Genomic DNA, 26,918 nt, shown 5'->3' on the forward strand with positions numbered 1-26,918 from the left:
AGATACGAGTAATTAAATAAATGGTTTCTATTATTTACATAAACTGAAGTTAATTTTATTTACATTAATTATTTAGGCTAGACAAAAAATGTTTTTTTAGAAAACAATGATTATGTTGATAGTATTTGAATATCTTCAACAAAATATTTGTTTAAGTTAGGGATAGGAATAATTTTTAAATCCCCTTATGATTACAGTAGGTTATTAAAAAGTGATCGCCTTTTAATTTGTAGGGTTATTAATTATGCAATGGAAAAATAGTACCACTCGCTATGGGCATTTATCGCTGCTCATACATTGGTTAGTTGCAATTGTTGTATATGGAATGTTTGCATTGGGTTTATGGATGGTGACTCTCGGTTATTATGATAGCTGGTATCATCAAGCACCTGAAATTCATAAAAGTATAGGTATTTTATTATTTATTGTTATGGCATTTCGTGTGGTTTGGCGTTTTATTTCTCCCCCACCTAAACCTCTTGAGAGTTATAGCCGTTTAACCAAAATAAGTTCTGCAACTGCTCAAATTTTGATTTATATCATCTTGTTTAGCATTTTGATAAGTGGATATTTAATTTCTACTGCGGATGGTCAACCAATAAGTGTTTTTGGTTGGTTTGATGTGCCGGCTTTATTTACTGGGGCGGCAACGCAAGCCGATACCGCGGGTGAAATTCATCTATATTTAGCTTGGGCAGTTGTTTTGTTATCAGTTTTACATGCTTTTGCGGCATTTAAGCATCACTTTTTTGACCGTGATATTACTTTAAAAAGAATGTTGGGTTTTAATCCCGATAAATAAACGTGGAGATAATTATGTTGAAGAAAACGGTTCTTGGTCTGGCAACAGGTGCATTATTTTTAACAGCGGGTTCTGCATTAGCGGAAACCTATAAATTTGATAAGCAAGGTCAGCACGCATTTATCGAATTCCGTATCCAACATTTAGGCTATAGCTGGGTATATGGTAGCTTTAAGGATTTTGATGGTAGTTTTACTTATGATGCGAAAGACCCATCAAAAGATAAAGTCGAAGTAACAATTAAAACAGGCAGTATCGATACCAACCATGCAGAACGTGATAAACACTTACGTAGTGGTGATTTCTTGAATGCCTCTAAATACCCAGAAGCAAAATTTGTTTCTACTGAAGTGAAGAAAAAAGGTGATGTTTACAAGATCACAGGCGACTTCACATTAAATGGTGTTACAAAGCCCATTACATTAGATGCAAAATTGATGGGTGAAGGTAAAGACCCATGGGGTGGATATCGTGCAGGTTTTGAAGCACAAGGCAATATTAAGCTGAAAGACTTTAACATTAAATCTGATTTAGGACCTAAGTCCCAAGAAGCTGAACTACTGATTTCAGTAGAGGGCGTACAAGACAAGTAATTAATTTTTCAGCTAAAAAGCGCTCAGTGTCCTTTTGTCACTGGGCGCTTTTTTTTAGCTAGGTAATTTCCTTTTTTCCTATAGCTAATTCACTTTATAAAGGGGTAGAATGTATTAATAATTAATTGACTTAAAAAATAATATTTTAGATAAGTCAATTAAGGTTATTTATTTATAGGCACTGTTATAAAGGTAGGGGCCCTTGAAGACAAATAGTTCACGCAAAACAGCATTGATTGTTGTTATTATTTTTATTGCATTTGCGCTCGGTTTTTATTGGTTAGGTAAAGATAATAATACATTATCGACGCAAACGGATGCTGAAGCTCAGACAACTTCTTTAGAGGCACCATTAAGCGCTGTTCAAGTAGAGGCATTAGCTAAGCTTGAAAAACAAATGCCTGTCATTGGCACAATTAAAAAATTAAGCCCAGAAGCGTATTCAAGTTTTGAACAAATTGTTCGTGACTATGAGCCATCGAATGAATTACTGACTCGCCATATATTTGACCAGATCGTTGGCAGTGTCATGCAGTTAGTTATTGAGCGTATACCTTATGCTTCAGATAAATCAGTTATCAACTTTACGAGTAAAGTAAATGATTATTTGAATGTGTTGTTAGAAACTGACCCTTCAGGGAAAACATGTTTCTACTCTCTATTTCCATATTTACGGGATTCGGCAGCGATAATTCCCCCAGCAAAAAGTCATGCGGTATTGTTTAAACAGTTGGAAGCAACTAATGATTTATTACTTTCAACTGAATCAGGCATCAAACAGCCAATGGTCTTACGTGAAGAACAAGCTGCAATTTTGGACGGCATTCAGAAAAAGCTTGTTGCAAAATATGGCGATCAAACATTATTGCTTGAAAATTTAGATAAAGCGAAACAGCAGCCAGCAGTGACTTGTCGTATAACGATGAGTTTTTACGACCAAATTCTCGCTATACCTGACAATCAGAAAAAAGCTGCTTTTTTACGAGCGCTATTTTCAGCCGCTAATTAGTTGATTATGGATTGCAATATCCCATGAAAAAATGATGGGATATTGCGTTTTCAACCAATTTATCTTCTCTAGCATGCTTTTTTCTATCCGAAAATATTTCTCACTCATCATAATTAACTTCCGCGACTAAATAGCATGTAATTGTTATTGTGTGTTTCAAATGATGAATCAACCGTGTGATTACGCGGTAATTCTTCTATACTTTTAACGTCAGAGTGTCATTTTATATTCATTAAGTTTGTGAATATTGTTATTGAGTTCAGTTGATATATTTTATTTATTTGATCCATCAATTTTTTGGCTATGATATGTTTAAAATCTATCGGCGGTAAGTCTTTGTATCTAGGAGGAAAGATGTCATTTGTTAAGAAAAGCATGGTCGCCTTACTCACTGCGGCTGCGGTTTATGTTCCCTCAGTCGTGACTCAAGCTTGTACTCGAGTGGTTTATTTGGGTGAGGATCAGCAGACCATGACCGCTAGAACGATGGATTGGAAATATGATATTGGAACCAATTTATGGATCCTCCCACGAGGTATGGATAGGGATGGTATTGCCGGACCTAACTCCCTCAAATGGAAATCAAAGTATGGCAGCGTGATCGCGTCAGGTTATGATATTTCAACGACAGACGGGGTTAATGAAAAAGGTTTAGTGGCTAACTTATTATGGTTAGCTGAATCAAAATATCCGCAAGCAAATGATAAACAACCGGCATTATCGATCTCATTATGGGCTCAATATATGCTAGATAACTATGCTACGGTTGCTGAAGCAGTCGCTGCATTGGAAAAAACGCCATTATTAGTCATGACAGATAATGTACCAGGGCAGGATCGCTTGGCGACATTACATTTATCCTTGTCTGATGCAAGTGGTGATAGCGCGATTATTGAGTACATTGATGGTAAACAAGTTATTCATCATAGCCGTAATTACCAAGTTATGACCAACTCTCCTACCTATGAAAAACAGTTAGCTATGCAGGAATATTGGCAGGGCATTGGTGGTACGGTGATGCTACCCGGCACAAACCGTTCAGCAGATAGGTTTGCACGCGCACAGTTTTATGTGAATGCTATCCCACAACAAACCACGCCTAATAAGGCTGTAGCAAGCGTGTTTGGGGTGATCCGTAATGTGTCAGTTCCATATGGATTAACGACTGAAAACTCCCCTGAAATTTCATCGACACGCTGGAGAACGCTGGTTGACCATAAGCGTCAATTATATTTCTTTGAGTCAGCATTAACCCCAAATATATTCTGGACCGACCTTAAAAAAATTGATTTCTCAGCAGAAACAGGCAAGGTGAAAAAATTAAGTCTTGGCGTTGAGCAGAGCAATATTTTTTCAGGTGATGCGACCAATGAATATGTGGATAGCAAGCCTTTTGAATTTTTAGGGTTATCAGCGAAACAACTCGGTTATTAAATTTATCGTCATCAACCTTCTGGGAGTCCTGAAGGTTGATTTTGATCAAGCTATCTATTATCACCTTATGAAACCTTTGCAGGTAATCGAATAACATTATAAGATGCATTTAATATGCAACTTAAAGGTGATGATATGAGCGAGTTAGTTTGTTATAAAACCATGCCGGTATGGGATAAAGCTTCTCTGCCTCTCATGTTCCAAGAGCGCCACAACACAAAAGAAGAGACTTACGCGCAACTGAAAGTACTAAAAGGTTCACTTGATTTTGTTATTTTTGCTGATGATGGGAGTGAGCAAAAATTCACATTTGATGTTGATAATCAACCTCCCGTAATTGAACCACAAGTTTGGCATCGAATTTCATCCTGTAGTGATGATATGCAATGCCAACTCTCTTTCTTGTGCCATCCTGACATTAAATTCTATAAAGAACACGGATTAACTATCCCACATTCTGAAGTCAGATTTTTATGTGAAAATAAACTATCTCAACCATGCAAAACATTAGACTTAGGTTCAGGAAGAGGTCGTAATAGTTTTTATCTTGCGCTGCAAGGTTATGATGTCACTGCGGTAGATATTAATCCACAGCATATTCAAGCTATTGATTTTGTGAAAAAACAAGCGGGTATAGAAAACATTAAAACCGCAATTTATGATATCAATAGCCACCAAATCAAAGGTGATTATGACTTAATTGTTTCAACCGTCGTTTTAATGTTTTTACAGCGTGAAAACATAGCCGATATCATTGCCGATATGCAAGCTCACACATTACCTGGCGGTATTAATGTCATTGTCTGTGCAGTAGAAACACCGAACGCACCTTTAGACTTAGTTCCATTTAAATGTTTTCTTAAAGCAGGGGAATTAAGCGGATATTATAAAGATTGGGAAATTCTAAAATATAATGAGGATCCAGGTCATCTTCATAGAACTGATGCACAAGGTCAGCGTATTAAACTCAATTTCGCTACCTTAATCGCGAAAAAGAAATAAGTGCTTATTGGTTAATGATGGCGGGATGTATACCATCCCGCCAATGAGTTAGGCTTGATTTACCGTTTTTGTTTGCTCTTCTGATTTTTCTGCTGCACTTCGTTGTAATGTTCTTTCTAATAAAACAGAATAAAGCGGTCTACCGCCGAGTAGTTGTGCGACCATAGTTGCACCTAAACAAGTAATAATCATCGGTAAAATCAGTTGATAATTACTGGTCATTTCAAGGACAAGAACTAGCCCTGTTAATGGTGCCCTAACGGTTGCTGCAAATAATGCTCCCATACCCGCAATAGCAAAAGTCCCTATTTCAATTTGATAATCAGGAAAAATTTCTAAAACACAGTAACCATAGATCCCACCAAAAAGTGTGCCTAATGCGAGTAAGGGTGAAAAAATGCCTCCTGGGGCTCCAGAACTAAAACTGATCGTTGATGTTAGAAAGCGTAAAGCAAAAAATAGAATTAAAAGGGAGATTGTAAAGCTTCCCGCCATCATCTGATGGATCATTGAAAAGCCTCCACCCACAATTTCAGGCGCGTAAACGCCAATAGCACCACAGCTACCACCAATTAACCCCCCCATTAATACAAAGCGGGATACTTTATTTTGATAGAAGGCGAGAAACTTAGTTTGCAGGTAGAGTAAAAAATTATTAAAACAAATACCCACGACACCAAACAACAGCCCTAAGACTAAATAAAGCCATAGCGTGTTTAGCGGGGCAGATGAAAATTGTCCGATGTTTAGAATCGCTGCTTGGCCACTGATTAACTGGTAGACAATCGTAGACGTGATTGAGCCAATAAAGACAGCTTTGATGGAGATCAGGCTGTATTTAAATTGTGGGCGCATTTCTTCAATGACAAATAAAATACCAGCAAGCGGTGCATTAAAGGCTGTTGATAAACCAGCTGCTGCGCCTGCGGCTAATAGGGTGTGACGTGACTCATTATTTTTAACGCGAAAAATATCATAAAACATTTGGCTTATATTAGCCCCCAGTTGTACGGTAGGGCCTTCACGGCCCAGTACCATTCCGGAACCTAAAGCCCCTAGTCCACCAAAAAATTTAACGGGGATCACTCTCCACCAACGGACTGGGCGTAAATCTTGCAAAGCCCCTTCGATTTCTGGGATACCTGAGCCTCCAGACTCCGGAGATATTTTTTTCACTAAATAGTATCCCACCATCGCTAATATGGCAGATACAGCAAACATGGCTGGAATTATTAGCCATTTATCAGTGACCAGTTCACCAACAGTGCTACTTCTGTAGTTGCTTACCCAAGTTGTCCCTAATTCAAACAAAGAACCAATAAGGCCCACAAATGCGCCAATGACTGCGGCTAAAAGTAAAATCGTCACTGGTGTCTTATTAGACTCTTTCAATCGTCTGAGTATTCCAAAACGATATTTCATTGCAGATTGGCTAATGGGACTTTGTTCGGACATCTTTTTATGACTCTCTATATTGGTAATGAGTAACAAATAGTGATTATTTTAGCACAACAGTAAGTTCGCTAAACCATACCATAAATTTATTGTTAGGTATTTTATTTAAAAGATAACGTAAACCAAACGAAATTTTTCTAATTTAAACTATTGGATAATGATGAGTTATGAATGATTAAGAAAAAGATTATGAAGATTAATAGCTAATTATTTATAGAGGGTGCTTTAAGCTATTTAAGCGTAATAATAATAAGTAATGCTCTAATTTTTATTGAGATTGTGACTTAAATAATCAGTAAGCTAATATTTAGCTCCGTTAGTGACGAATAATTAGGTTTAACGATGCTTAAATTTTTAGATATTTATCCTTCAATCGATATTGTATCTGGCTATGCAATGGTTTCTCAGACTGCAATTAAAATAACGCAGGGTAAACACTATAATAAAGCACAAGTTGATAACAAGATCCTTGGAACCCCAGTTGAAGTCGTTAATCGCTGGCAAAATGCTGGCGCCAAATACGTTCATATGGTTGATTTGGATGCGGCTGCTGGTAAAGGTGACAATTATCAATCCATTAAGGAAGCCGTTGTTAAAGCGAATGCGCAAGTGCAAATTTGTGGGGGGATACGTGACGATGAAACATTATCTCGAGCACTTAATTTAGGTTGCCAAAGAGTGAATATCGGTACGGCAGCGCTGGAAAATGTAGCTTGGTGCGAAAAGGTGCTTATGGAATATGGCGACAAGATCGCAATAGCATTGGATGTTAAACAAATAGAAGGACAATATTATCTTACAAGCCGAGGGTGGAATATCATCAATAAAATGCTATGGCCCGTTTTAGAAAGGCTGAACAAAATAGGCTGTCAACGTTATGTTGTAACCGACGTTGACAGAGGTGGGATGCTTTCCTCTCCTAATTTTGATTTATTACAGCAAGTTTGTAATAAAACGGCTTCTCCGATTATCGCTGGTGGTGGTGTGGCTTCACTTGATGATATTAAAAAATTATCGACTATGCGTAGGCAAGGTATTGAAGGAGTCATCCTTGGTCAAGCGCTTCATATAGGCTTAATAGATTTACCTAATGCATTATTGGCTACCAAGAGTCACGATATTGAATAGAGAGCTTATTTATGAGTCAGTTATTTTCTGTTAGTGCGGAAAATATTAGCTTATTAGGCAGTTTGATTTCTCCTGTAACTAATGCTCGCTTTTATAAAGCATATCGATATTTACCAAAGTTATTTTATTATGAAAATGGTGTCATTAATAGCCGAGGAGAAGTTTATTATCAAAAATTGAATTGTAATCAAATTATTTATCAATTAATGGAATTGAAAAATCAATATTTAATGGTCCCAGATATTGAATCTGAGAAGGTCATAAAGTATGTCATTGCTGACCATATGTTTTCTAAACTGCTAAAAATGTTAGACTTTATTATTGGTAATAATGATGAGGATAGGGATGTTATTAACGGATATATAAAAGCAATTGATTGGTGTGCGACAGTGATTATAAATTTCATCATGGGAACTGATTTACCTAAATATCTAGGTGAAATGGAGAGTCTCAGTATAAATTCAAATTTAGGGTTAAAGTATCCAAGAGAACAAATAGAGGGAGATAATCATTTTATTTCATTAACATCTGCATTATGGTTAACTGAACAATATGATTATATCGTTGGTATTGCATTAGGGGGAGTAGGGTGCTCTGCGCTCATATCTTGCTATTTAAAAAAGCCTTTAGGAATAATTAAGCTATCTCATTATGATGAGGTTAATATAAACAAGAAAATACCCTTTTATCGTAGTTGGGAAGGGGCAGGTAAGATACTCTTAGTGGATGATAATTGTGGAAGTGGGCGAACCCTGAGTCATGCTAAAAAATATCTCAAACAAGTCACGATGAATGATATTTCAATTTTTGCAACAGAGTTACATTGGGAAAAATTTTTTAGAAAAAAAGTCTATCAGCATCCAGAGAATATCTTTAATCCTAAAACGCTAACTGAGCTTTCGCCTTGGTGTTTTCGACATTTTGAATTAATAAATTTGTTAAGGAAAAAAGAAAAATATCATACGGAAACGGCACGTATCACAACAGCCGACTGGATAGATTATTCGCTGACGATTATTTCGCTATTAGAAAAAATACTTCCAGAAGAAAAATATTTATTAAACCTGAAAAGCAAGTTTGAACTTTTCATGATCAATAACCAATAAAGGACAATTATGGGGAAGTCACATGTAATATGGGATTGGAATGGTACGCTTTTAGACGATGTTCATATCTCTCTTCTTGCAGCAAATAAAGTATTTAATCAGTTAGGCTTTAAAGAGTTAAGCTTACATGAATATCGAGAGAACTACTCTGTTCCGGTGAACATTTTTTATCATAATGTGATGGGGAGAGAACCGACTAAATCGGAATGGCAAACAATAGGTAATGTATTTAACCAATATTATAAACCCAATGTTAGAACGGCCTATTTATCTAGAGGGGCTATTGAAGCATTACAATATAGAAATAAAAACAAGTTCACTCAATCAGTTTGTTCTTTAATGGAACAAGACGAACTTAACCAAAGTATTTTTGATACACAGGTATCTTCATATTTTAATTTAGTGGAAGGGCGGACATTACCTTTATTAAAAAAGGGAAAATCCGAACAACTTTCATTGCATATAAAAAAATTAAATATTTTACCATCACGGTGTGTTGTGGTTGGTGATGCCGCAGATGATGCATTATCTGCTTTTGAAGTAGGAGCTAAAGCGATTCTTTATACTGGTGGGACTCATTGCGCTGAGAATTTAGCTAAGACAGGAGCCTATCTTGTTGATTCGCTTTTAGGAGCTGCAATTTTAGCAGAAGATATTGTTTAAATAGATAGGAGGATAAATGTTGTATTCAGTGGTTGGGTTACAGTTTGGGGATGAAGGCAAAGGCAAGTTTGTTGATTATCTTGCGGGAAAAATAAAACATATCGCAAGGTTTAATGGCGGCGCCAATGCTGGTCATTGTGTACAAGTAAAAAATCAACGACAGTCATTTTCACAGCTACCCGCTACCTTATATCAAGGAAATATGTATATTTGCCAAGGGGCATTAATCAGTCTTGAAATTTTAATTAGCGAAATAGAGCGTCTTAAGCAAATTAGACAAGATATCTCCATTTATATTGATTATCGATGTCATATTGTATTACCGATTCATGCTTCATTGAATCAAGCATCCGAAAAATTCAAAGGAAGTCGCAAGATTGGTTCTGTGGGGCTTGGGATCGGTGCATGCTTTGAAGATAAAGCCAATCGGCATGGCATTCGTCTCTATGATGCGCTTGATAAAATAAAACTTCGTGAAAAATTAGCTTTCCTGTGGGATTTAAGGGAAAAACAGATCACATATGTATTTAATGACACATTAACGCTAGAGTTTGAAGATGTTGTAGAACGCTTATATGAACAATGTCAATATATTAAACCTTACCTTGCTTTTACGGATAAAAAAATACGTCAATTGCTTGGAGATAATAAGGATGTTTTGCTTGAAACATCTCAAGCGACCTTTTTGGATAATGCATTTGGTTCCTATCCTTATACCGTTGCTTATCAAACATTGGTGCAAAGTTGCTTTTCTATTATCGGTATACCTGCTTCACCGATTCATGTTTTAGGAGTAATGAAAGCTTATATGATCAGAGTTGGTAATGGCCCATTCCCAACCGAATTACATGATGATGCAGCAATTAATATTCGTGAACGTGGAAATGAGTATGGTACGGTTTCAGGGAGGCCAAGGCGTTGCGGATGGTTAGATCTGAATTTAATCAAACAGGCTATTGAGCTTAATGGTGTAACAGAATTAGCGATAACAAATGTGGATGTATTAGCAAATGTAGATGAAATTAAAATTGCTATAAATTATATGAAAAAAGATAAGCCTATTACTTGTGAAGCGGCTTTATTAAATTTATCAGAGGTGACACCAATATATTATACATTTCGTGGTTGGCCTCAATTAAAGGGGAACTATCATAGCCGATTAGAATTGCCTGTAGAATTACGTTTATTTTTATCATTTATTGAAGAGCATACAAATAAAAAAATTCGTTACATTTCGTATGGGGCCGATAGAGATAAAACAATTATTTGTCATTAAGTTAAGAAGAAAATTATGATAAATTATGTAACTGGTTTTATGTATTCACCAGATGCAACTCAGGTTGTGCTGATAAAAAAACGTCAACCAGAATGGCAAAAAGGGAAGTTTAATGGTGTAGGCGGAAAAATACATCAAGGAGAAACCCCAGAGGAGGCTATGAGGCGCGAATTTTTGGAAGAAACAGGGGTAATAACAGCCGTATCCGATTGGCGATGTTTTTTAATTCTTACAAATCCTGATAAATATCGTATATATATGTTTTCTACTTATAGTGAACAATTTACTCAGGTTAAGACAGTTGAGAAGGAAGAAGTCAGTGTTCATCACACAGCGTCATTACCAAAAAACAAAATTGCTAATTTAGCTTGGTTAATTCCATTATCTCAGGACCAAAAAATTATTTTGGATACACCATTAACAATAGATTGTCGTTAATAAAAATCCGAAGTCTTGTGAATTCACCCCATAATGATTATCAAAATGGGGGTGAATTATTTAATTTAAAACTGGTAGATGAGACCTAAGCCAAGTACATTATCAGTATTGATCTCATAATCACGAGTAAATTCTTTATCTTTTAATAGATTGATTTTGTAATCAATAACAGCGGTCATATTTTTGTTGAAATCATAAGCAGCACCAACTGCAATATATTTCACCAAATCTTGACTACCGTAGGTGCCGAGATTTTTACCTTTAGATTGGTTGTAACCAAGAGAAGGGGTTAAACCGAAATCGAATGAATACAATGCAACAACTTCTAAGTTCTCTGTTTTATTTGCGATAGATTCAGAATCATCACCACCAAAGCGAGTTGTATTTAGGGTTTGACCATACATTGCAGCTAAATAGAGTTCATCAAGCTCTAATTTACTACCAATATTCCATGCTTCAGCACGTTTACCCGTTGCCCCGACAGAACCATTTTTTTGACTTGGCGTACGTGATGAGTTCGAATAACCCCCACCGATAGATATACCCCAACCTAGTTCATAGGCTGTAGAAAAACCGTAACCATCACCATTATTATCTAATGAGCTGTCGCCAGTTGATTTGTTTTGGTCACCATTTTTACCTTGATATTGCAGAGCAAAACTCAGACCATCAATATAACCAAATGCATTATTATTGCGATAGGTTAATAAATTACGGTTACGACTCATCATATATGTGTCTTCTTGGTCCATAGTGTCTGCTCCCCACAGAGGTAATACATCGGTCCAAGCATTCGTATCATAGATCACACCATAATTGCGGCCATAGTCCACTGAACCAAAGTCGGCAAATTTCAATCCTGCATAGGCCAATCGATTCTGGTTTTCGTTATCCGATTCCGCTTTATGAGTTGTTGTTTCCCATTCGAAACGGCCAAAACCAATGAGTTGGTCAGTAATTTGAGTATCACCTTTAAAGCCTAAACGAACGCGTGAATCATCCCCATCTTCACCACTTTTAGCATCTGCAAAATAGTGTCGAACGTCAATTTGACCATACACATCGAGCTTATTGCCATCTTTATTATAGACTTCAGCGGCATTAGCAACACCAGCAGCGAATAACGCTGGGATCGCTATCGTAATAATATTATTTTTTTTCATGACTAATCCTTTAACCCAATAACTATATAAGTGAAATTTTGCCTATCTAACAAGTTAAGCGAGGGTATTATCAAGTGAATAAATCAAATCTTGCAAGCACTAATTAGACTAAAAATGACACTATATACATTGAGTACACTGCAATAAGGCTAATTTTCCCTATTTTATTAGGCAGATAGATGTAAATAGTTCTCATTCAATGAAAACATTAATATAGATCAATAAACCTTCAGATAAGCTTCAAATCCCTCTTCCTTATTATCGAAAAAGGTTTAATCTTAATGTTGTATATAAAATGCAACTTATGAGGCAATGAACATGTACTGTGTGCAATGTGAACAAACAATTAGAACTCCAGCTGGAAATGGCTGTGCATACGCACAGGGTATGTGCGGTAAAACAGCAGAAACGTCAGATCTACAAGACTTATTAGTTGCGGTGTTACAAAGTCTCTCTGCTAGCGCTGTAACAGCACGTGAATTAGGTATTATTGATCACGACGTAGATAGTTTCGCGCCTAGAGCGTTTTTCTCAACATTGACAAATGTTAATTTCGATTCAGAACGTATTATTGGTTATGCTCGAGAAGCTATTTATTTAAGAGATAAATTAATCAAGCAATGCCAAGCAAAAAATAGTGCTATTGTATTTAACCATCCTTTAATTAATATTCAGCTTAAAGGTAATGATATTATTGCATTGCAAAAACAGGCTGAAGATTTTGCACTTGATATTGATAAAGCACAAGTTGGTGATGATATTCATGGTTTACGCATGCTTTGTTTATATGGTTTAAAAGGTGCAGCGGCTTATATGGAGCATGCGCATGTATTAGGCCAATATGATAATGATATCTATCGCCAATATCATGAAATTATGGCGTGGTTAGGTACGTTACCCGCAAATATGAATGAGTTGCTTGATAATGCGATGGCTATTGGCATGATGAATTTTAAGGTAATGGAAATTCTCGATGCTGGAGAAACTGGAGAATTTGGTCATCCAGTGCCAACAGAAGTGAATGTTCGCCCAGTTGCGGGGAAATGTATTCTTATTTCAGGGCATGATCTAAAAGATTTGAAAATGCTATTAGAGCAAACCGAAGGTACAGGTATTAATATCTATACCCATGGTGAAATGTTACCTGCACATGGCTATCCGGAACTGAAGAAATATTCACACCTTGTCGGTAATTATGGTAGTGGCTGGCAAAATCAGCAAACCGAGTTTGCTAAATTTCCAGGTCCTGTTCTGATGACCTCAAACTGCATTATTGACCCAGATGTTGGGCAATATAAAGACCGTATTTGGACTCGTAGTATTGTGGGTTGGCCTGGAGCCAAACATTTAACCGGTGATGATTTCTCTGAAATGATCAACCAAGCTTTAGCCATGAATGGTTTTCCATACACAGAAATTGAGCACAAAATTACGGTTGGATTTGGGCGTCAAACATTATTGAGTGCAGCTGATACAGTGATTGATCTTGTTTCTCAGAAAAAACTACGTCACGTATTTTTGGTTGGGGGATGTGATGGTAGCCGTGGTGAGCGTAGCTACTACACTGATTTTGCGCGTAGTGTACCTGAAGACTGCTTAATTCTCACATTGGCGTGCGGTAAATATCGTTTTAATAAATTAGATTTTGGTACTTTAGAAGGCTTACCTCGTTTATTAGATGTTGGACAATGTAATGATGCATATTCCGCAATCATGCTTGCTGTAAACTTAGCAGAAAAATTAGGTTGTGGCGTTAATGACTTACCGTTGAGTTTAATCCTATCTTGGTTTGAGCAAAAAGCGATTGTTATTTTATTAACGCTATTATCGCTCGGTGTTAAAAATATCTATACCGGCCCAACAGCACCAGGATTCTTAACTGAAAACCTATTAAACATACTGAATGAAAAATTTGGAATGCGTAGTATTACGACTGTTGAACAAGATCTAGCTGAAATTCTGCCTGCATAATATTAAGTGTGATAGGGGAAATTTATTTCCCCTAATTGGAGTGATACCATGACAATGCCGAGTAGTTTATGTCCAAATAGAATGCAGATACATTCTATCCATCAAGAAACTTCCGATGTATGGACGATTAATTTAATTAATCACGACTTTTATACCTATTCTCCGGGACAATACGCTCTTGTTAGTATTAAAAATAGCGATGAAATCATGCGTGCTTATACGATTTCATCGACCCCTGGACAAAGTCGTTTTATTACTATTACGGTCAGACGATTAGAGCAAGGAACGGGGTCATGTTGGTTAACGAGCTCGGTGAAGCCAGGTGATTATCTATGGCTTTCAGATGCGCAGGGTGAGTTTACTTGTGCTGAATTAAATAGTGATCAATATTTGATGTTAGCTGCTGGCTGTGGTGTAACGCCAATTATGTCGATGGTACGTTGGTTAATGGCATACCGCTCTCAAGCTAACGTAAAAGTTTTATTTAATGTGCGAGATGAGCAGCAAATTATTTTTGCGGATGAGTGGCAACAATTAATTGCACAATATCCATCACGATTACAGTTATGTATTATGCAGGAATCTCCTGATCATGGAGGGGTTGCGGAAGGGCGTTTAACCCTTGAAAAATTATCTGCATTAGTGCCAGATATTTGTTCTCGCATCGTCATGACGTGTGGGCCCACACCTTATATGAAAAATGCCCAGCAATTTGCAAAAACGTTAGGTGTGCCACCTGAACACTTCTTCATGGAACGCTTCTCGCTAGAACCGGAACCGATTGCCAGTGAAGAGACCATTACCTTAAAAATTCGTCAACGTTTGGTTGATTTTAAGGTTCCGGTGGGAACGTCTTTGTTATCGGCTTTAGAACAAAATAAACAACCAGTGATTGCTGCTTGTCGCGCTGGTGTTTGTGGGAGTTGTAAAACAAAAGTATTATCAGGAAATTATACAACGACCAGTACGATGACATTAACAGAGGAAGAGATTGCCGCAGGGTATGTTTTGGCTTGTAGTTGTCAATTACAAGGCGATACAGAGATTGCGTAAATAAAACAATTAAATGAACTGTCTCATTATATATCCCACTAATAATGAGACAGTGACTTATAGACAAGTTATTAAATAACTATACATACGTAGTTATAAGTTATTATATAAAAATCACTATGTAATTTTTATTAGCGTTAAATTTGTTTACTTTAAAACGGGTCCTTCAGGCATAAAATAAACCGATAATTTACTTAATGCATTTATAGCTGAGACGGCTATCTCTTTATTTGGGTCTTGGCAAAGATTGATAATACGAACAATCGCTTCTTGGTATTCAATCGTTGCTTTATAATCTCCCAAAGCTGCTATTGCAGCGATTTTGATCTCATCATTAACGCGAAATGTTAGATTCGTCAGCATACCGACAATAGTTCTGTCCATAATTAAAACTTCACTCTTTAATTAACTTGAAGATATTTTAAATTAAAATTATATATATTAACTTCCAAATTGATCGTTTATTTAATGTTTTTATTTTGAAAACATCAAAAATGAGACTTTTTTTCGAGTTAAATAATGCATTAAGTGCATTCTCTTATTTTTTTTATTTTCTTTGATTGAGTTAGTTAATTAAAGTAAGTAAATTTATCGTTGAATAAATTTACCTGTATTATGGATTTTATTGTTATTTATTTTCGTTCAATAAATTCTAATGAGCTAAATTAATATGTTCAGTTTTATTCGTTTAGCGAACATCTCATAATAATATAAAACAGCGAAGAAAATTTTTTTTGCCTTTATTCTTATGGGGTTATGAAGATAACTATTCAAGTGCTATTTCTATTGGTTATTATGAACAATAGCAGTAAATAGCGTATTATTTACTAGGAGAAAAAATAAAAAAACATCAATGATTACATTTTGTAACACCAAGAATTGTTGTTATACATAAACCTAAACAAAACTTAAACAAGGCTATGGTCATCGGAAATTAACCGTATTTTCGGGGTGGTAATTAATCATCTTATGGTTATAATTCGCGTCGCATCAAAAGTGCAGTATCTCGTTAGGCGAGGCTCCTATACAAACACAGGTTACTGATCTGACGACGTCGAGAGACGCCCAAGATCAGGACAGGATATATCGACCGAAGGTATATCCCCATGTAACTTCCAATATATGTGTTGGATACGTTGTATAGTGCTAAAACCGAGACGTAGAGATAGCCATCGCATTCTCTCATCTGGTTTCGCCCCTATGTGAGTACTGTTTGAGTAAACAACAGTAACTAGGGACTAATAAAATGACATTCACTACCCAGAACAAAGCGGGATCTGTAGCAATCGCTCAGTCCGCAATGAAAGGCGCACGCCTGAATACCAACAACACTCAGCAACCAAAAATTGACGACGCAACTGTCAGTGCATATATGAGCCAATCTTATTTGCCTGTTTCTATTGCAGATTCAGTTGATTGCGTGAAAAAAAATCTGATCGAACATTTAGAGGGTGAGCAAATTCCTACGTATTTGTTCGTTGTGGATCAGGAAAATTATTTAAATGGTATCCTTTCCGTTAAATCATTATTAGCAGCTGAAGAAAATTTGCTTGTGTCTGATATTATGCGTCACAACTACTTTTCAGTTTCTCCTGAGCAATCACGTCATGATGTTTATGATTTGATTAATCATAGTGGTTTAGACATGATACCGGTTGTACAATTTGGCAAATTGATGGGGGTTTTAAGACCTCAAGATATCGCTGAATTGATAGAAGATGAGAATACGTTAGATGCACAACTTCAAGGTGCGACAACACCACTTGAAGAGCCTTATTTAGCAACAAGCCCAGTGACATTATGGCGTAAACGTGTTGTATGGCTATTGATGCTATTTGTTGCAGAGGCTTATACAGGCACAGTGTTAAAAGCTTTTGAAGAGCAATTAGAAGCCGCAATCTCTCTTGCTTTCTTTATTCCATTACTGATTGGAACAGGGGGAAATAGCGGAACACAAATCACTTCTACGCTTGTCAGAGCGATGGCATTAGGTGAGGTTAGCTTACGTAATCTAGGTGCAGTCCTGAAAAAAGAAGTATCAACATCGTTTTTAGTGGCAATAACTATCGGTGCCGCTGCTTTGATTAGGGCCTGGATTTTAGGTGTTGGGGCTGAAGTCACTATTGTTGTGAGTTTAACGATTGTTGCAATTACTATGTGGAGTGCGATTGTTTCTTCTATTATCCCAATGGTATTGAAGAAATTAAAAGTGGATCCGGCTGTTGTATCAGCGCCATTTATTGCGACTTTTATTGATGGAACAGGTTTAATTATTTACTTTGAAATTGCCAAATTGGTGATGACGGAGTTCGCCTAAAGACACACCATCGATATGATGCGGCAGTGTTATTTAACATCTGCCGCAACCAACGAAATAGTCTGTTTTAGGACTTCACCGCATTTTCGACACAAATACTGATTCTCCCCTCTAACAACTTTATTATGCCTTCTGATCGTTAATTCATGTGATGTCGTACAAGCACAATAATAAGTAAAAGTTCGGCTTTTCACTGAAGAAACTGCAAAATGATGAGTTCGATTCGCTGGAACTTCCAAAATCTGTTCCATCATCCATTTCCATTCATGGCCATGGGGTGCAATACCTTGTCGGCCAAACATGCGATAGACTAATAAGTGCGCTAATTCATGGGGAATGACTTGCTCAATAAAGAGATCACCATTTTCAATCAGTAGGATTGAGTTTAAGCGGATTTCCCATTCTTTTAAGTATGCGCTGCCAGCCGTTGTGCCTCGTTGTTTATAGTTAACTGTTGGTTCTGGAAATGTTTTTTCCAGTTTTTGTTGTGCTAAGTGAAGCTTTTCACGCAGTGTATGCATGACTTTCTGTTGAAGATAGATAGGGACGCGTACTGTTTTCATGATGGCAAGAATAATATAACCCGACCTAGAGAAACAAGTCTTATTGACTATCATTATATTAAATAATATATTGTTTAATTATATAATATATAGAGGTATATCATGAGCGATAATTCTTCAGAACTCGTGCTCTCTGCAATGAAGCAGGCCGCAATACAAACATCGTCGTTGTTGAAAACATTAGGTAACCCTGATCGGCTGTTGCTGCTGTGTCAGTTAACGCAGGGAGAGGCCTGTGTGAGCGAGTTAGAAGCCTCATTAGGTATACAACAACCCACGCTTTCTCAACAATTGACGGTGTTACGTCATGAAGGCCTTGTGGTAACACGCCGTGAGGGGAAGCGTATTTATTACGCTATTGCGGATGAAAAGCTTTTTACACTGCTAAATACACTCTATCAACTTTATTGTCCTGTACAGGAGAAATAACAATGTCTATTGATTGGGCTAATTTCACTCCGTGGTCAGCCGCCGCAGGAGGAGTATTGATCGGCGCCGCGGTCTCACTATTACTTCTTTTAAATGGCAGGATTGCCGGTATCAGTGGCATTTTAAGTGGAGTATTGAAACCTATCGCCGGTGATACGGCTTGGAAAGTTGCATTTATATTAGGCATTATGATTGCTCCATCTTTATTTATTCTCTTCTTTTTTTCACCTGAAGTCACTATTACCACAAGCACACCCATTATTATTCTTGCAGGATTACTGGTTGGGTTTGGTACAAGAATGGGCAGTGGATGTACAAGTGGCCATGGTATTTGTGGCATGGCAAGGTTTTCTCGTCGCTCTATTGTTGCGGTGGTGACTTTTATGCTGGTGGCATTTGCGACAGTGGCACTGATAAATTTCTTTGATTTAAGAGGATAAAGGTATGCCTATCGTTATCGCCTTAATCTCAGGTTTATTATTTGGCTTGGGATTATTATTAGCGGGTATGGGAAATCCAGCAAAAATTCTGGGATTTTTAGATATTACAGGAAATTGGGATCCATCGTTGTTAGTGACAATGGCTGTTGCAATGGGAATGAGTGCGATTGCCTTCGCTGTCGCGAAAAAACGCCAAGTCAGTTTATTAGCGTGTCCAATGCAGATCCCAACAAATCAAAAAATTGATAAGCCACTCATTATAGGTAGTGTGTTATTTGGATTGGGGTGGGGGCTAGCGGGTATTTGTCCTGGACCAGCACTATTATTAACGGGAATGGGGATAACTCAAGGCATCGTTTTCACGTTAGCAATGATAGCGGGAATGTCTATTTTTCAAATAACCAAAAAATAAATATAAGCCCCATGACAAGCGGGGCTTATGCCTTTATTCGTAAATTAAAAATATCTATTAACTTTTGATCCCCTTCTTTTTTTATCATATGAAAATAAATATAAGCTTATTTAAAAATATACTTATCATGATAAATATTTCACTTTTCCTATTGAACTTTTCATAAAACACCCTTGTTAAACACACAATAATATAAATGAACAGCGCTTTCATAAATGAATGAACTGTTCAAAAAAATCTATTTAAGTGAATATCAGAGGTGGGTTATGAAAAAGCAATTTCAGCAAGTCCTTTCCTTAAACTGTTTATGTTCATTATTACTGATAGCTTCTCAATCTGTTTTCGCTCATGGTTATCCCACTGTTTTACCATGCCGAGTCTATTGACTTCAGCTCATCACACAACGGAGCTAAAAAGTACAAATTGTGGCACGTAAGTATCCGATGACTGCACTGAGTATTGCGTCATTCTTGCCGTATGGAATGTTTATGATTCTGCAAATGCTTTTTGTGAATCAGTCAGTGATGTCATATCTGCCATTAATGTAGGAATAAACGCGATACCAACAGGCATTAATAGTTGGTATTTCCGGCTAAATTGAGGAGTTAGATATGCTTAAACTATATAAAGTACTTCTTACCATGCTTGTAAGTCATTTTGCTAGCCAATTTTCGTATGCTGCCCTTCCGGGTAAACCCTCTATTCAGTGGGGAGAGAGCGTTTACAGTCTAGTCACTGTTTCTAGTGATGCGACCGCTTATGAAAAGTTGGTGACAAGAAAAACTGCCGTTGATGTTGAAGTGAGCTGGGCTCTATGGAATGGTGATTATGGAACGACAGCTAAGGTTTATTTAGATAGTAAAGAAGTATGGAGTGGCGCATCCACAGGTGCATCAGGTAAAGCTACAATCTCAATTTCTAAGGGGGGTAAATATCAATTACAAGTTGCGTTATGTAATGGAGATGAATGCAATCTAAGTGATGCAAAAGAAATTATCGTTAAAGACACCGATGGAAGCCATCTTGATCCGCTTAAGCCGCAGTTATTAGAAAATAATAAAGCTTATACACAAAATTCAGGCAAAGTTATTGCCGCCTATTTTGTTGAGTGGGGCGTTTACGGGCGGAAATTTCCAGTTGATAAGATACCCGTACAAAATCTAACCCATATTTTATATGCTTTTATTCCTATGTGTGGTGGTAATGGAATTAATGATAGCTTAAAAGAAATTGAAGGTAGCTTTGAGTCGTTACAAAGATCATGTTCTGGTCGAGAGGATTACAAGGTTAGTATTCATGACCCATGGGCTGCCCTTCAATTAGGGCAAACTGGTACTGTTGATCCATATAAAGGGAATTTTGGTCAACTCATGGCAATCAAACGTGCTTATCCAGATTTAAAAATATTACCTTCGGTGGGTGGATGGACATTGTCAGATCCATTTTATGCGTTAAAAGATAAAACGAAACGGGATACTTTTGTCAGTTCAGTAAAAGAGTTTCTACAAACATGGAAGTTTTTTGATGGCGTTGATATTGACTGGGAATATCCCGGTGCAAATGGAGCCAGTGTGACATTAGCGTCAGATAAGGATGGTGAAACCTATTTATTACTGATGCAAGAACTCCGTGCTATGTTGGATGAATTAGAAAAAGAAACCGGACGCCAATATCAATTAACTTCCGCAATCAGTGCGGCCAAAGTGAAAATTGATAAAGTTAATTTTGGGTTGGTACAAAAATCAGTCGATCATTTCTTTATGATGAGCTATGACTTTTACGGTGCTTTTGATTTAAATACACTGGGTTATCAAACCGCTCTTAATGCATCAAGCTGGCGGCCTGATACTGAATATACAACAGTCAATGGTGTGAATGCATTATTAGCACAAGGTGTTGATCCAGGGAAAATTGTGGTAGGTGCAACGATGTATGGCCGAGGTTGGACTGGCGTAAATGGCTATACTGCGGGTAACCCTTTCACGGGCAAAGCGACAGGCCCAATAGCGGGAACGTGGGAAAATGGGGTTGTTGATTATCGCCAAATAAAAAATCAGTATATGAGTGGAGAATGGGTATATAGCTATGATGCTGTAGCGGAGGCTCCATATGTATTTAAAGCATCAACAGGCGATTTAATTACGTTTGATGATGAACGCTCAGTACAAGCGAAAGGAAAATATGTTTTAGATAAAAAACTCGGCGGATTATTTGCATGGGAAATTGATGCAGATAATGGTGATATTTTGAATAATATGAATTCTAGCTTAGGTAATAGTCTCTCTAAATAAGTGATTGTATGATTTAATATAGAGGGAGAATATTTCCCTCTATATTGGTGATTGTTTGAATGTTAGTTTTTTCATTGATAATAAATATATATTTTGGGGTTTTTTAATTGTTTTATCTAATCAATATTTTTTGTTGTGTTTTTATTTATTAATTATATATCAAGTAAAAAGGTTGGTTGTTATTAAATAAATAGATTAGGATATTTCTTGATTGTTTATTATCGACATTATGATAGTTCTATATCTGAATTAATTTAATATTCATGCGCTGAAATCATTGTATTAGCTATTTTAAATTAATAGGAGCTTATATGAGTAGATTATCCGTGGATGCAATTAATATAATAAGTACTATCAAAAAAACAGGATCCTTTTCAACGGCCGCAGATGTATTACATAAAACACCTTCAGCAATTTCATATCAAGTATTGAATATAGAAAGCCGTTTGAATGTGAAGCTTTTTCACCGTAATGGGCCTATAGTGCGTTTGACTAAAGAAGGGGAGTTTTTATTGCAAGAAGGCGCATGGATCTTAAATGCAATGCAAGATCTTGAAAATAGAGTAAGGAACATCCCCACGCTTGATAATCAAATCCGTATTGTGGTGGAAAAATTTTTACCACTCGATATCTTTGTGCAAGATATTCGAGATTATATTAATACGAACGGAGATGTTCATATTTCTATTCAAAGGGAGGCAATGACGGGGGCATGGGATGCATTAAAAGAGAATAGAGCCGATTTTATCATTGCTCTAGGCTATATCCCTGAAAATATAAAAGCCAGTACTCAACTCCTTGGCAAAATTAGTTTTTCACTTTGTGTCTCTCCTTCACATCCTTTCGCATCACAAAGGAAAATAATTACTAGAAAACAATTACTCAATGATATTTATGTGGAAATTGCGGATAGTAGCCATGAGTTATCAATTAATAAAGAAAAAGAAATGACATTGGAGCGACAAATACTGGTTTGTGATTTAGAAAGTAAATTAATATTACTGAAACGCGGGATTGGTTATGGTTTCATTTGTCCCTTACATATAAAGAACGAGTTAAAAAATCAAGAACTCGTTATTGTGCCTGTAGAAATACCTAAAGATGATCAATTTATTTGGTTAGCTTGGCATCCCTCAAGTAAGGGGGGCAATTTCTCTTGGTGGAAAGAGCGATTAATCAAAAAAATAGATACATCAAGTTTTGTCGAAAATTTGTCTAAATCATAATAGAAGATATATTAAATATTTTTCGGTTTGTGAGGCTGAGTTATGCTGAGCTACCCTAGTTATTATGATACAACCTATCTCTAGGGTTGGCTTATTTTATTATTTAGATATTGAACTATTGAGTTTTCTACTAAATTAGTTCAATTCATTTATTGAATTGAGCTGGTATTCTATGCTTAATACGGAGTGACAGTGACTAGATTGAAGGAGAGCGGATATTTTAGGGTTATTCACCGTGTGTAAATATTAAATCTACATTTCAATGAGTAGCAAAATAATCGAACATATTGGCGTTAAAAAATAAACCCCAGCATTGTGGGGCCTATTTTTATTATCAGAGCCTTTTGTTTTATTTCAAACCGGCAGCTTCACGTAAAATAGCCGCTTTGTCAGTTTTTTCCCAAGGGAATTGAGAACGACCAAAGTGACCATATGATGCAGTTTGCTGATAAATAGGGTGTAGCAAGTCCAGCATTTGAATGAGTCCGTATGGGCGTAAATCGAAAAATTCACGTACTAACAGAACCAGTTGTGCCTCTGGAACTTTACCTGTGCCAAATGTTTCAACCATGATAGAGGTTGGCTCAGCCACACCAATTGCATAGGATACTTGGATTTCACAACGATCCGCTAAACCAGCTGCAACAATGTTTTTTGCAACATAGCGTGCCGCATAAGCAGCAGAACGGTCGACTTTAGAGGGATCTTTACCAGAGAATGCTCCACCACCATGACGAGCCATACCGCCGTATGTATCAACGATAATTTTTCGGCCAGTTAAACCGCAGTCACCCATTGGTCCACCAATAACAAAACGACCTGTTGGGTTGATAAAGTATTTTGTTGTTGGAGCTAACCATTCAGTTGGAAGAACGGGTTTGATAATTTCTTCCATCACCGCTTCATGTAAATCTTGCTGTTTGATGTCTTCAGAATGCTGAGTTGATAATACAACAGCATCAATACCAACAATTTTGTTGTCGTCATATTGGAATGTTACTTGGCTTTTCGCATCTGGGCGCAACCATGGTAATGTGCCATTTTTGCGGACTTCAGCTTGGCGCTGTACCAAACGGTGAGCATAAGTCACTGGTGCAGGCATAAGAACGTCAGTTTCATTTGTCGCATAACCAAACATAATACCTTGGTCACCAGCACCTTGTTCTAATGGGTCTGCACGGTCAACACCTTGGTTGATATCTGGTGATTGTTTACCAATCGCACTTAAAACCGCACACGAGTTCGCATCAAAACCCATGTCTGAGCTGGTATAACCAATTTCGCGAACGGTTTTACGTGTGATCTCTTCAATATCAACCCAAGCGCTGGTGGTGATTTCTCCCCCAACCATCACCATACCTGTCTTGACGTAGGTCTCGCAAGCAACGCGAGCTTTTGGATCTTGCTCAAGAATCGCATCAAGAACCGCATCAGAGATTTGATCGGCAATTTTATCAGGATGCCCTTCCGATACAGATTCAGAAGTAAAGAGATGTGTAGCCATGAGATTAATACCTTAGAATTCGCTGATTGTAATTGGATGTTTTAACATCTAGACGTCTATTTTAATATTTTAACAAAAAAAGTGCCACCTGTTTTTGTTCTTGATAGAAAAACAGTGAGTGAAAAGACGTTACTGACAAATTTTATTTCTATTAGGGCAATAACGTTTTGCAATTTCTGCCTAATCAATGTATAAACAGCGACCGTGACGGTTAGTTAAAAATTTTCCGTTATACACCAGTAGGCAGACAATGTGCCTGCTATCGATCAGGAGTGTTTATCTTTTTCGTTATTGATAAAGATTAAACAGTTATATTGGGGGTTAATGGGTAATGATCCATAATCTACTGAATAACAGTAATCAACAGCTGAACGCGGATCGCCGCGTGTCTTTGGCGTTTACTTTCCTGCCTTTGTTTACTTCTTCTCGAAGTTACCATCATCTTCTTAGTACACCTTTGGCTACCAGTCGGTAACTGTCTGCCAAATGGTCGTATTTGTCACCGTTTAGATGTTCTAAGCACTTTAATTAATCCGAGTAATAGCTGTTTCCCCGACATAACTGCCCAGCAGTGCCACGTCTAATGACGGGCGACTTTCTGGCCGGAGAAAGCGTCACTCACCCCTCCATAAAGGAGTTTGTTATGAATGATAATATCGCTCGCAAAATGCGCCAGACGTACAACATCGCGTATTGGGGCGGTGGTTACTATCAGGTGAATGAGCGCGGAAATGTCTGTGTTTGCCCTAATCCTGATAACCCAGACACGTCTATTGATTTAGCTGAACTTGTTTATCAAGTTCAAGAGGAACAAGAGCATTTGCGTTTACCCGCATTGTTCTGCTTTCCTCAAATTTTACAGCACCGTTTACGTTCAATTAATGCGGCGTTTAAACGTGCTCGTGAATCTTATGGTTATACAGGCGATTACTTTTTGGTATATCCGATTAAGGTTAACCAACAGCGTCGCGTTATCGAGTCATTAGTGAATTCTGGAGAGCCTCTTGGACTGGAAGCAGGTTCGAAAGCCGAATTAATGGCGGTATTAGCGAATGCCGGCCGTACCCGTACTGTGATTGTGTGTAACGGTTACAAAGACCGTGAATATATTCGTTTAGCGCTTATCGGGGAAAAACTCGGTCACAAGGTGTATCTTGTTATCGAGAAAATGTCTGAAATTGAGATGGTGCTTAAAGAAGCGGAAAGCTTGAATGTGACTCCTCGATTAGGGGTACGTGCTCGTTTAGCGTCACAAGGGTCAGGTAAATGGCAAGCCAGTGGGGGGGAAAAATCTAAATTTGGCTTGGCAGCGACACAAGTGTTGCAGCTTGTTGAAATCCTGCGTAATGCCGACCGCCTAGAAAGCTTACAACTGCTGCATTTCCATCTTGGTTCGCAAATGGCCAATATTCGTGATATTGCGACAGGGGTCCGTGAGTCAGCACGTTTTTATGTTGAATTACACCGCTTAGGGGTCAAAATTCAATGTTTCGATGTTGGTGGTGGATTAGGGGTAGACTATGAGGGCACTCGCTCACAGTCAGATTGCTCAGTGAATTATGGTCTAAATGAATATGCCAATAATGTGATTTGGGCAATTGGTGATGCATGTGAAGAATATGACCTACCTCATCCAACGGTGATCACAGAATCAGGACGCGCACTGACTGCTCATCATACTGTCTTGGTTTCTAATGTGATTGGGGTTGAACGTAACGAGTTTACGAAAACATCTCCCCCAGATGAAGATGCGCCACGCTCATTGATTTCGTTGTGGGAAACGTGGGAATCGATGCAGCATCAAGGAAACAGTCGTTCATTGCGCGAATGGCTTCATGATAGTCAATTCGATTTGCAAGAAGCACATACACAATATGCGCATGGCGTTTTGGATTTAACTCAACGTGCTTGGGCTGAAGAACTTTATTTAAATATTTGTCGTCGCATTCAGCAAGATCTGGATCCGAGTAATCGCGCTCATCGCCCTATTATTGATGAACTACAGGAGCGTATGGCCGATAAGTTCTATGTGAATTTTTCGCTATTCCAATCATTACCTGATGCATGGGGGATTGACCAAGTTTTCCCCGTTTTACCCATTGAAGGTTTAGATAAGCCACTTGACCGTCGAGCGGTGTTATTGGATATCACCTGTGATTCAGATGGTATTATTGATCACTATGTTGACGGAGATGGCGTTGAAACAACTATGCCAATGCCTGCATATGATCCAGAAAATCCACCAATGATTGGCTTCTTTATGATAGGTGCGTATCAGGAAATTTTGGGAAATATGCACAACTTATTTGGGGATACGGCGGCAATTGACGTTTGGGTTGATAGCCAAGGTAATGTGCGTTATCTGCAAAGTGAAGAGGGGGATTCCGTTGCGGATATGCTGCAATACGTCAAGCTAGTACCAGAAGTCTTATTGGAAAGCTTTATCGAGCAAGTTAAAGGTACTGGGCTAAGCGAACAACTACAAAAAGATTTTGTGGATGAGTTTGAGAATGGTCTCTATGGCTATACTTACTTAGAAGACGAATAATTAGCGTTAAATGAACGGTGGCTAATCACGGGTGGCGTAAAGCTACCCGTGAGCCTAAATAATAAAAGTATTTGCAGATTACAAATGCTGATAGA

General features: G+C 37.6%; 24 protein-coding genes and 1 riboswitch. Of the genes, 19 read left to right on the forward strand and 5 right to left on the reverse strand.

Features of this window, described 5'->3' with window-relative positions:
- The first annotated feature begins 244 nt into the window (after positions 1–244).
- The 5 genes from G3341_RS05740 to tehB all read left to right on the forward strand — a co-directional run bounded on the left by G3341_RS05740 (position 245) and on the right by tehB (position 4,840).
- Positions 245–802: a cytochrome b gene (locus G3341_RS05740; RefSeq protein WP_154622051.1), complete on the forward strand. Its 558-nt coding sequence runs from the start codon at positions 245–247 to the stop codon at positions 800–802.
- Positions 803–816: 14 nt separating this feature from the next.
- Complete coding sequence (locus G3341_RS05745) at positions 817–1,395, forward strand: YceI family protein (RefSeq protein ID WP_163860875.1); 579 nt, start codon at positions 817–819, stop codon at positions 1,393–1,395.
- A 202-nt stretch (positions 1,396–1,597) separates the two neighbouring features.
- Positions 1,598–2,404: a topoisomerase IV gene (locus G3341_RS05750; RefSeq protein ID WP_163860876.1), complete on the forward strand. Its 807-nt coding sequence runs from the start codon at positions 1,598–1,600 to the stop codon at positions 2,402–2,404.
- Positions 2,405–2,758: 354 nt separating this feature from the next.
- On the forward strand, positions 2,759–3,838 hold the full coding sequence (locus G3341_RS05755; protein WP_154624031.1) for a linear amide C-N hydrolase: 1,080 nt from the start codon (positions 2,759–2,761) through the stop codon (positions 3,836–3,838).
- A gap of 114 nt (positions 3,839–3,952) precedes the next feature.
- On the forward strand, positions 3,953–4,840 hold the full coding sequence (gene tehB, locus G3341_RS05760; RefSeq protein ID WP_154624032.1) for an SAM-dependent methyltransferase TehB: 888 nt from the start codon (positions 3,953–3,955) through the stop codon (positions 4,838–4,840).
- A 48-nt stretch (positions 4,841–4,888) separates the two neighbouring features.
- On the opposite strand, the gene clcA is transcribed toward tehB, so the two are convergent.
- Positions 4,889–6,295, reverse strand: a complete 1,407-nt coding sequence (gene clcA, locus G3341_RS05765) for a H(+)/Cl(-) exchange transporter ClcA (protein WP_154624033.1) — start codon at positions 6,293–6,295, stop codon at positions 4,889–4,891.
- A 342-nt stretch (positions 6,296–6,637) separates the two neighbouring features.
- Here clcA and G3341_RS05770 point away from each other — a divergent pair, with 342 nt between their 5' ends.
- Genes G3341_RS05770 through G3341_RS05790 form a run of 5 tightly spaced genes read left to right on the forward strand, consistent with a single transcriptional unit; the run spans position 6,638 to position 10,906 of the window.
- Entirely contained in the window at positions 6,638–7,423 is a 786-nt protein-coding gene (locus tag G3341_RS05770) for a HisA/HisF-related TIM barrel protein (RefSeq protein ID WP_154624034.1), read from the forward strand.
- Between the two features lie 11 nt (positions 7,424–7,434).
- Entirely contained in the window at positions 7,435–8,529 is a 1,095-nt protein-coding gene (locus tag G3341_RS05775; protein ID WP_163860877.1) for a phosphoribosyltransferase family protein, read from the forward strand.
- 9 nt (positions 8,530–8,538) lie between these two features.
- A complete protein-coding gene (locus G3341_RS05780; protein ID WP_163860878.1) occupies positions 8,539–9,192 on the forward strand; it encodes an HAD family hydrolase in 654 nt (217 codons plus the stop codon).
- A gap of 16 nt (positions 9,193–9,208) precedes the next feature.
- Positions 9,209–10,468, forward strand: coding sequence for an adenylosuccinate synthetase (locus G3341_RS05785; protein ID WP_154635591.1), 1,260 nt, complete (start codon positions 9,209–9,211; stop codon positions 10,466–10,468).
- Between the two features lie 15 nt (positions 10,469–10,483).
- The gene (locus tag G3341_RS05790; RefSeq protein WP_154624037.1) at positions 10,484–10,906 is read left to right on the forward strand and encodes an NUDIX domain-containing protein; all 423 of its coding nucleotides are present in this window, start codon (positions 10,484–10,486) and stop codon (positions 10,904–10,906) included.
- A gap of 65 nt (positions 10,907–10,971) precedes the next feature.
- Here G3341_RS05790 and G3341_RS05795 read toward each other — a convergent pair whose 3' ends face one another.
- A complete protein-coding gene (locus G3341_RS05795; RefSeq protein WP_154624038.1) occupies positions 10,972–12,069 on the reverse strand; it encodes a porin in 1,098 nt (365 codons plus the stop codon).
- Positions 12,070–12,387: 318 nt separating this feature from the next.
- On the opposite strand from G3341_RS05795, the gene hcp reads away from it, so the two are divergent.
- On the forward strand, positions 12,388–14,040 hold the full coding sequence (hcp, locus tag G3341_RS05800; RefSeq protein ID WP_154624039.1) for a hydroxylamine reductase: 1,653 nt from the start codon (positions 12,388–12,390) through the stop codon (positions 14,038–14,040).
- Positions 14,041–14,088: 48 nt separating this feature from the next.
- Complete coding sequence (gene hcr, locus G3341_RS05805) at positions 14,089–15,093, forward strand: NADH oxidoreductase (RefSeq protein WP_163860879.1); 1,005 nt, start codon at positions 14,089–14,091, stop codon at positions 15,091–15,093.
- A 147-nt stretch (positions 15,094–15,240) separates the two neighbouring features.
- Here the strand turns inward: hcr and G3341_RS05810 are convergent, their stop codons facing one another.
- Positions 15,241–15,477, reverse strand: a complete 237-nt coding sequence (locus G3341_RS05810; RefSeq protein ID WP_154635590.1) for a HEAT repeat domain-containing protein — start codon at positions 15,475–15,477, stop codon at positions 15,241–15,243.
- A gap of 614 nt (positions 15,478–16,091) precedes the next feature.
- Positions 16,092–16,265: riboswitch (M-box (ykoK) riboswitch) on the forward strand.
- A gap of 74 nt (positions 16,266–16,339) precedes the next feature.
- Between G3341_RS05810 and G3341_RS05815 the strand changes: the two genes are divergently transcribed.
- The gene (locus G3341_RS05815; RefSeq protein WP_163860880.1) at positions 16,340–17,410 is read left to right on the forward strand and encodes a magnesium transporter; all 1,071 of its coding nucleotides are present in this window, start codon (positions 16,340–16,342) and stop codon (positions 17,408–17,410) included.
- 29 nt (positions 17,411–17,439) lie between these two features.
- Here G3341_RS05815 and G3341_RS05820 read toward each other — a convergent pair whose 3' ends face one another.
- Positions 17,440–17,973, reverse strand: coding sequence for a SprT family zinc-dependent metalloprotease (locus tag G3341_RS05820; RefSeq protein ID WP_154622146.1), 534 nt, complete (start codon positions 17,971–17,973; stop codon positions 17,440–17,442).
- A 102-nt stretch (positions 17,974–18,075) separates the two neighbouring features.
- Between G3341_RS05820 and G3341_RS05825 the strand changes: the two genes are divergently transcribed.
- The 5 genes from G3341_RS05825 (at position 18,076) to G3341_RS05845 (ending at position 22,771) form a co-directional block, all read left to right on the forward strand.
- A complete protein-coding gene (locus tag G3341_RS05825) occupies positions 18,076–18,402 on the forward strand; it encodes an ArsR/SmtB family transcription factor (protein ID WP_163860881.1) in 327 nt (108 codons plus the stop codon).
- A gap of 2 nt (positions 18,403–18,404) precedes the next feature.
- Entirely contained in the window at positions 18,405–18,842 is a 438-nt protein-coding gene (locus G3341_RS05830) for a YeeE/YedE family protein (RefSeq protein WP_163860882.1), read from the forward strand.
- Between the two features lie 4 nt (positions 18,843–18,846).
- Positions 18,847–19,254 carry a DUF6691 family protein gene (locus tag G3341_RS05835; protein ID WP_154623689.1) on the forward strand — a complete coding sequence of 136 codons (408 nt, stop codon included), beginning with the start codon at positions 18,847–18,849 and terminating at the stop codon, positions 19,252–19,254.
- A gap of 611 nt (positions 19,255–19,865) precedes the next feature.
- Positions 19,866–21,545 (forward strand): glycosyl hydrolase family 18 protein, encoded by a 1,680-nt coding sequence (locus G3341_RS05840; protein ID WP_163860883.1) that lies wholly within the window; start codon positions 19,866–19,868, stop codon positions 21,543–21,545.
- Positions 21,546–21,856: 311 nt separating this feature from the next.
- The gene (locus G3341_RS05845; protein ID WP_154622999.1) at positions 21,857–22,771 is read left to right on the forward strand and encodes a LysR family transcriptional regulator; all 915 of its coding nucleotides are present in this window, start codon (positions 21,857–21,859) and stop codon (positions 22,769–22,771) included.
- A 349-nt stretch (positions 22,772–23,120) separates the two neighbouring features.
- On the opposite strand, the gene metK is transcribed toward G3341_RS05845, so the two are convergent.
- On the reverse strand, positions 23,121–24,275 hold the full coding sequence (gene metK, locus G3341_RS05850) for a methionine adenosyltransferase (protein ID WP_154622998.1): 1,155 nt from the start codon (positions 24,273–24,275) through the stop codon (positions 23,121–23,123).
- Between the two features lie 643 nt (positions 24,276–24,918).
- On the opposite strand from metK, the gene speA reads away from it, so the two are divergent.
- On the forward strand, positions 24,919–26,823 hold the full coding sequence (gene speA / locus G3341_RS05855) for a biosynthetic arginine decarboxylase (RefSeq protein WP_163860884.1): 1,905 nt from the start codon (positions 24,919–24,921) through the stop codon (positions 26,821–26,823).
- Positions 26,824–26,918: the final 95 nt, after the last annotated feature.

The organism is Providencia vermicola, from assembly GCF_010748935.1.
Lineage (GTDB): Bacteria > Pseudomonadota > Gammaproteobacteria > Enterobacterales > Enterobacteriaceae > Providencia > Providencia zhejiangensis.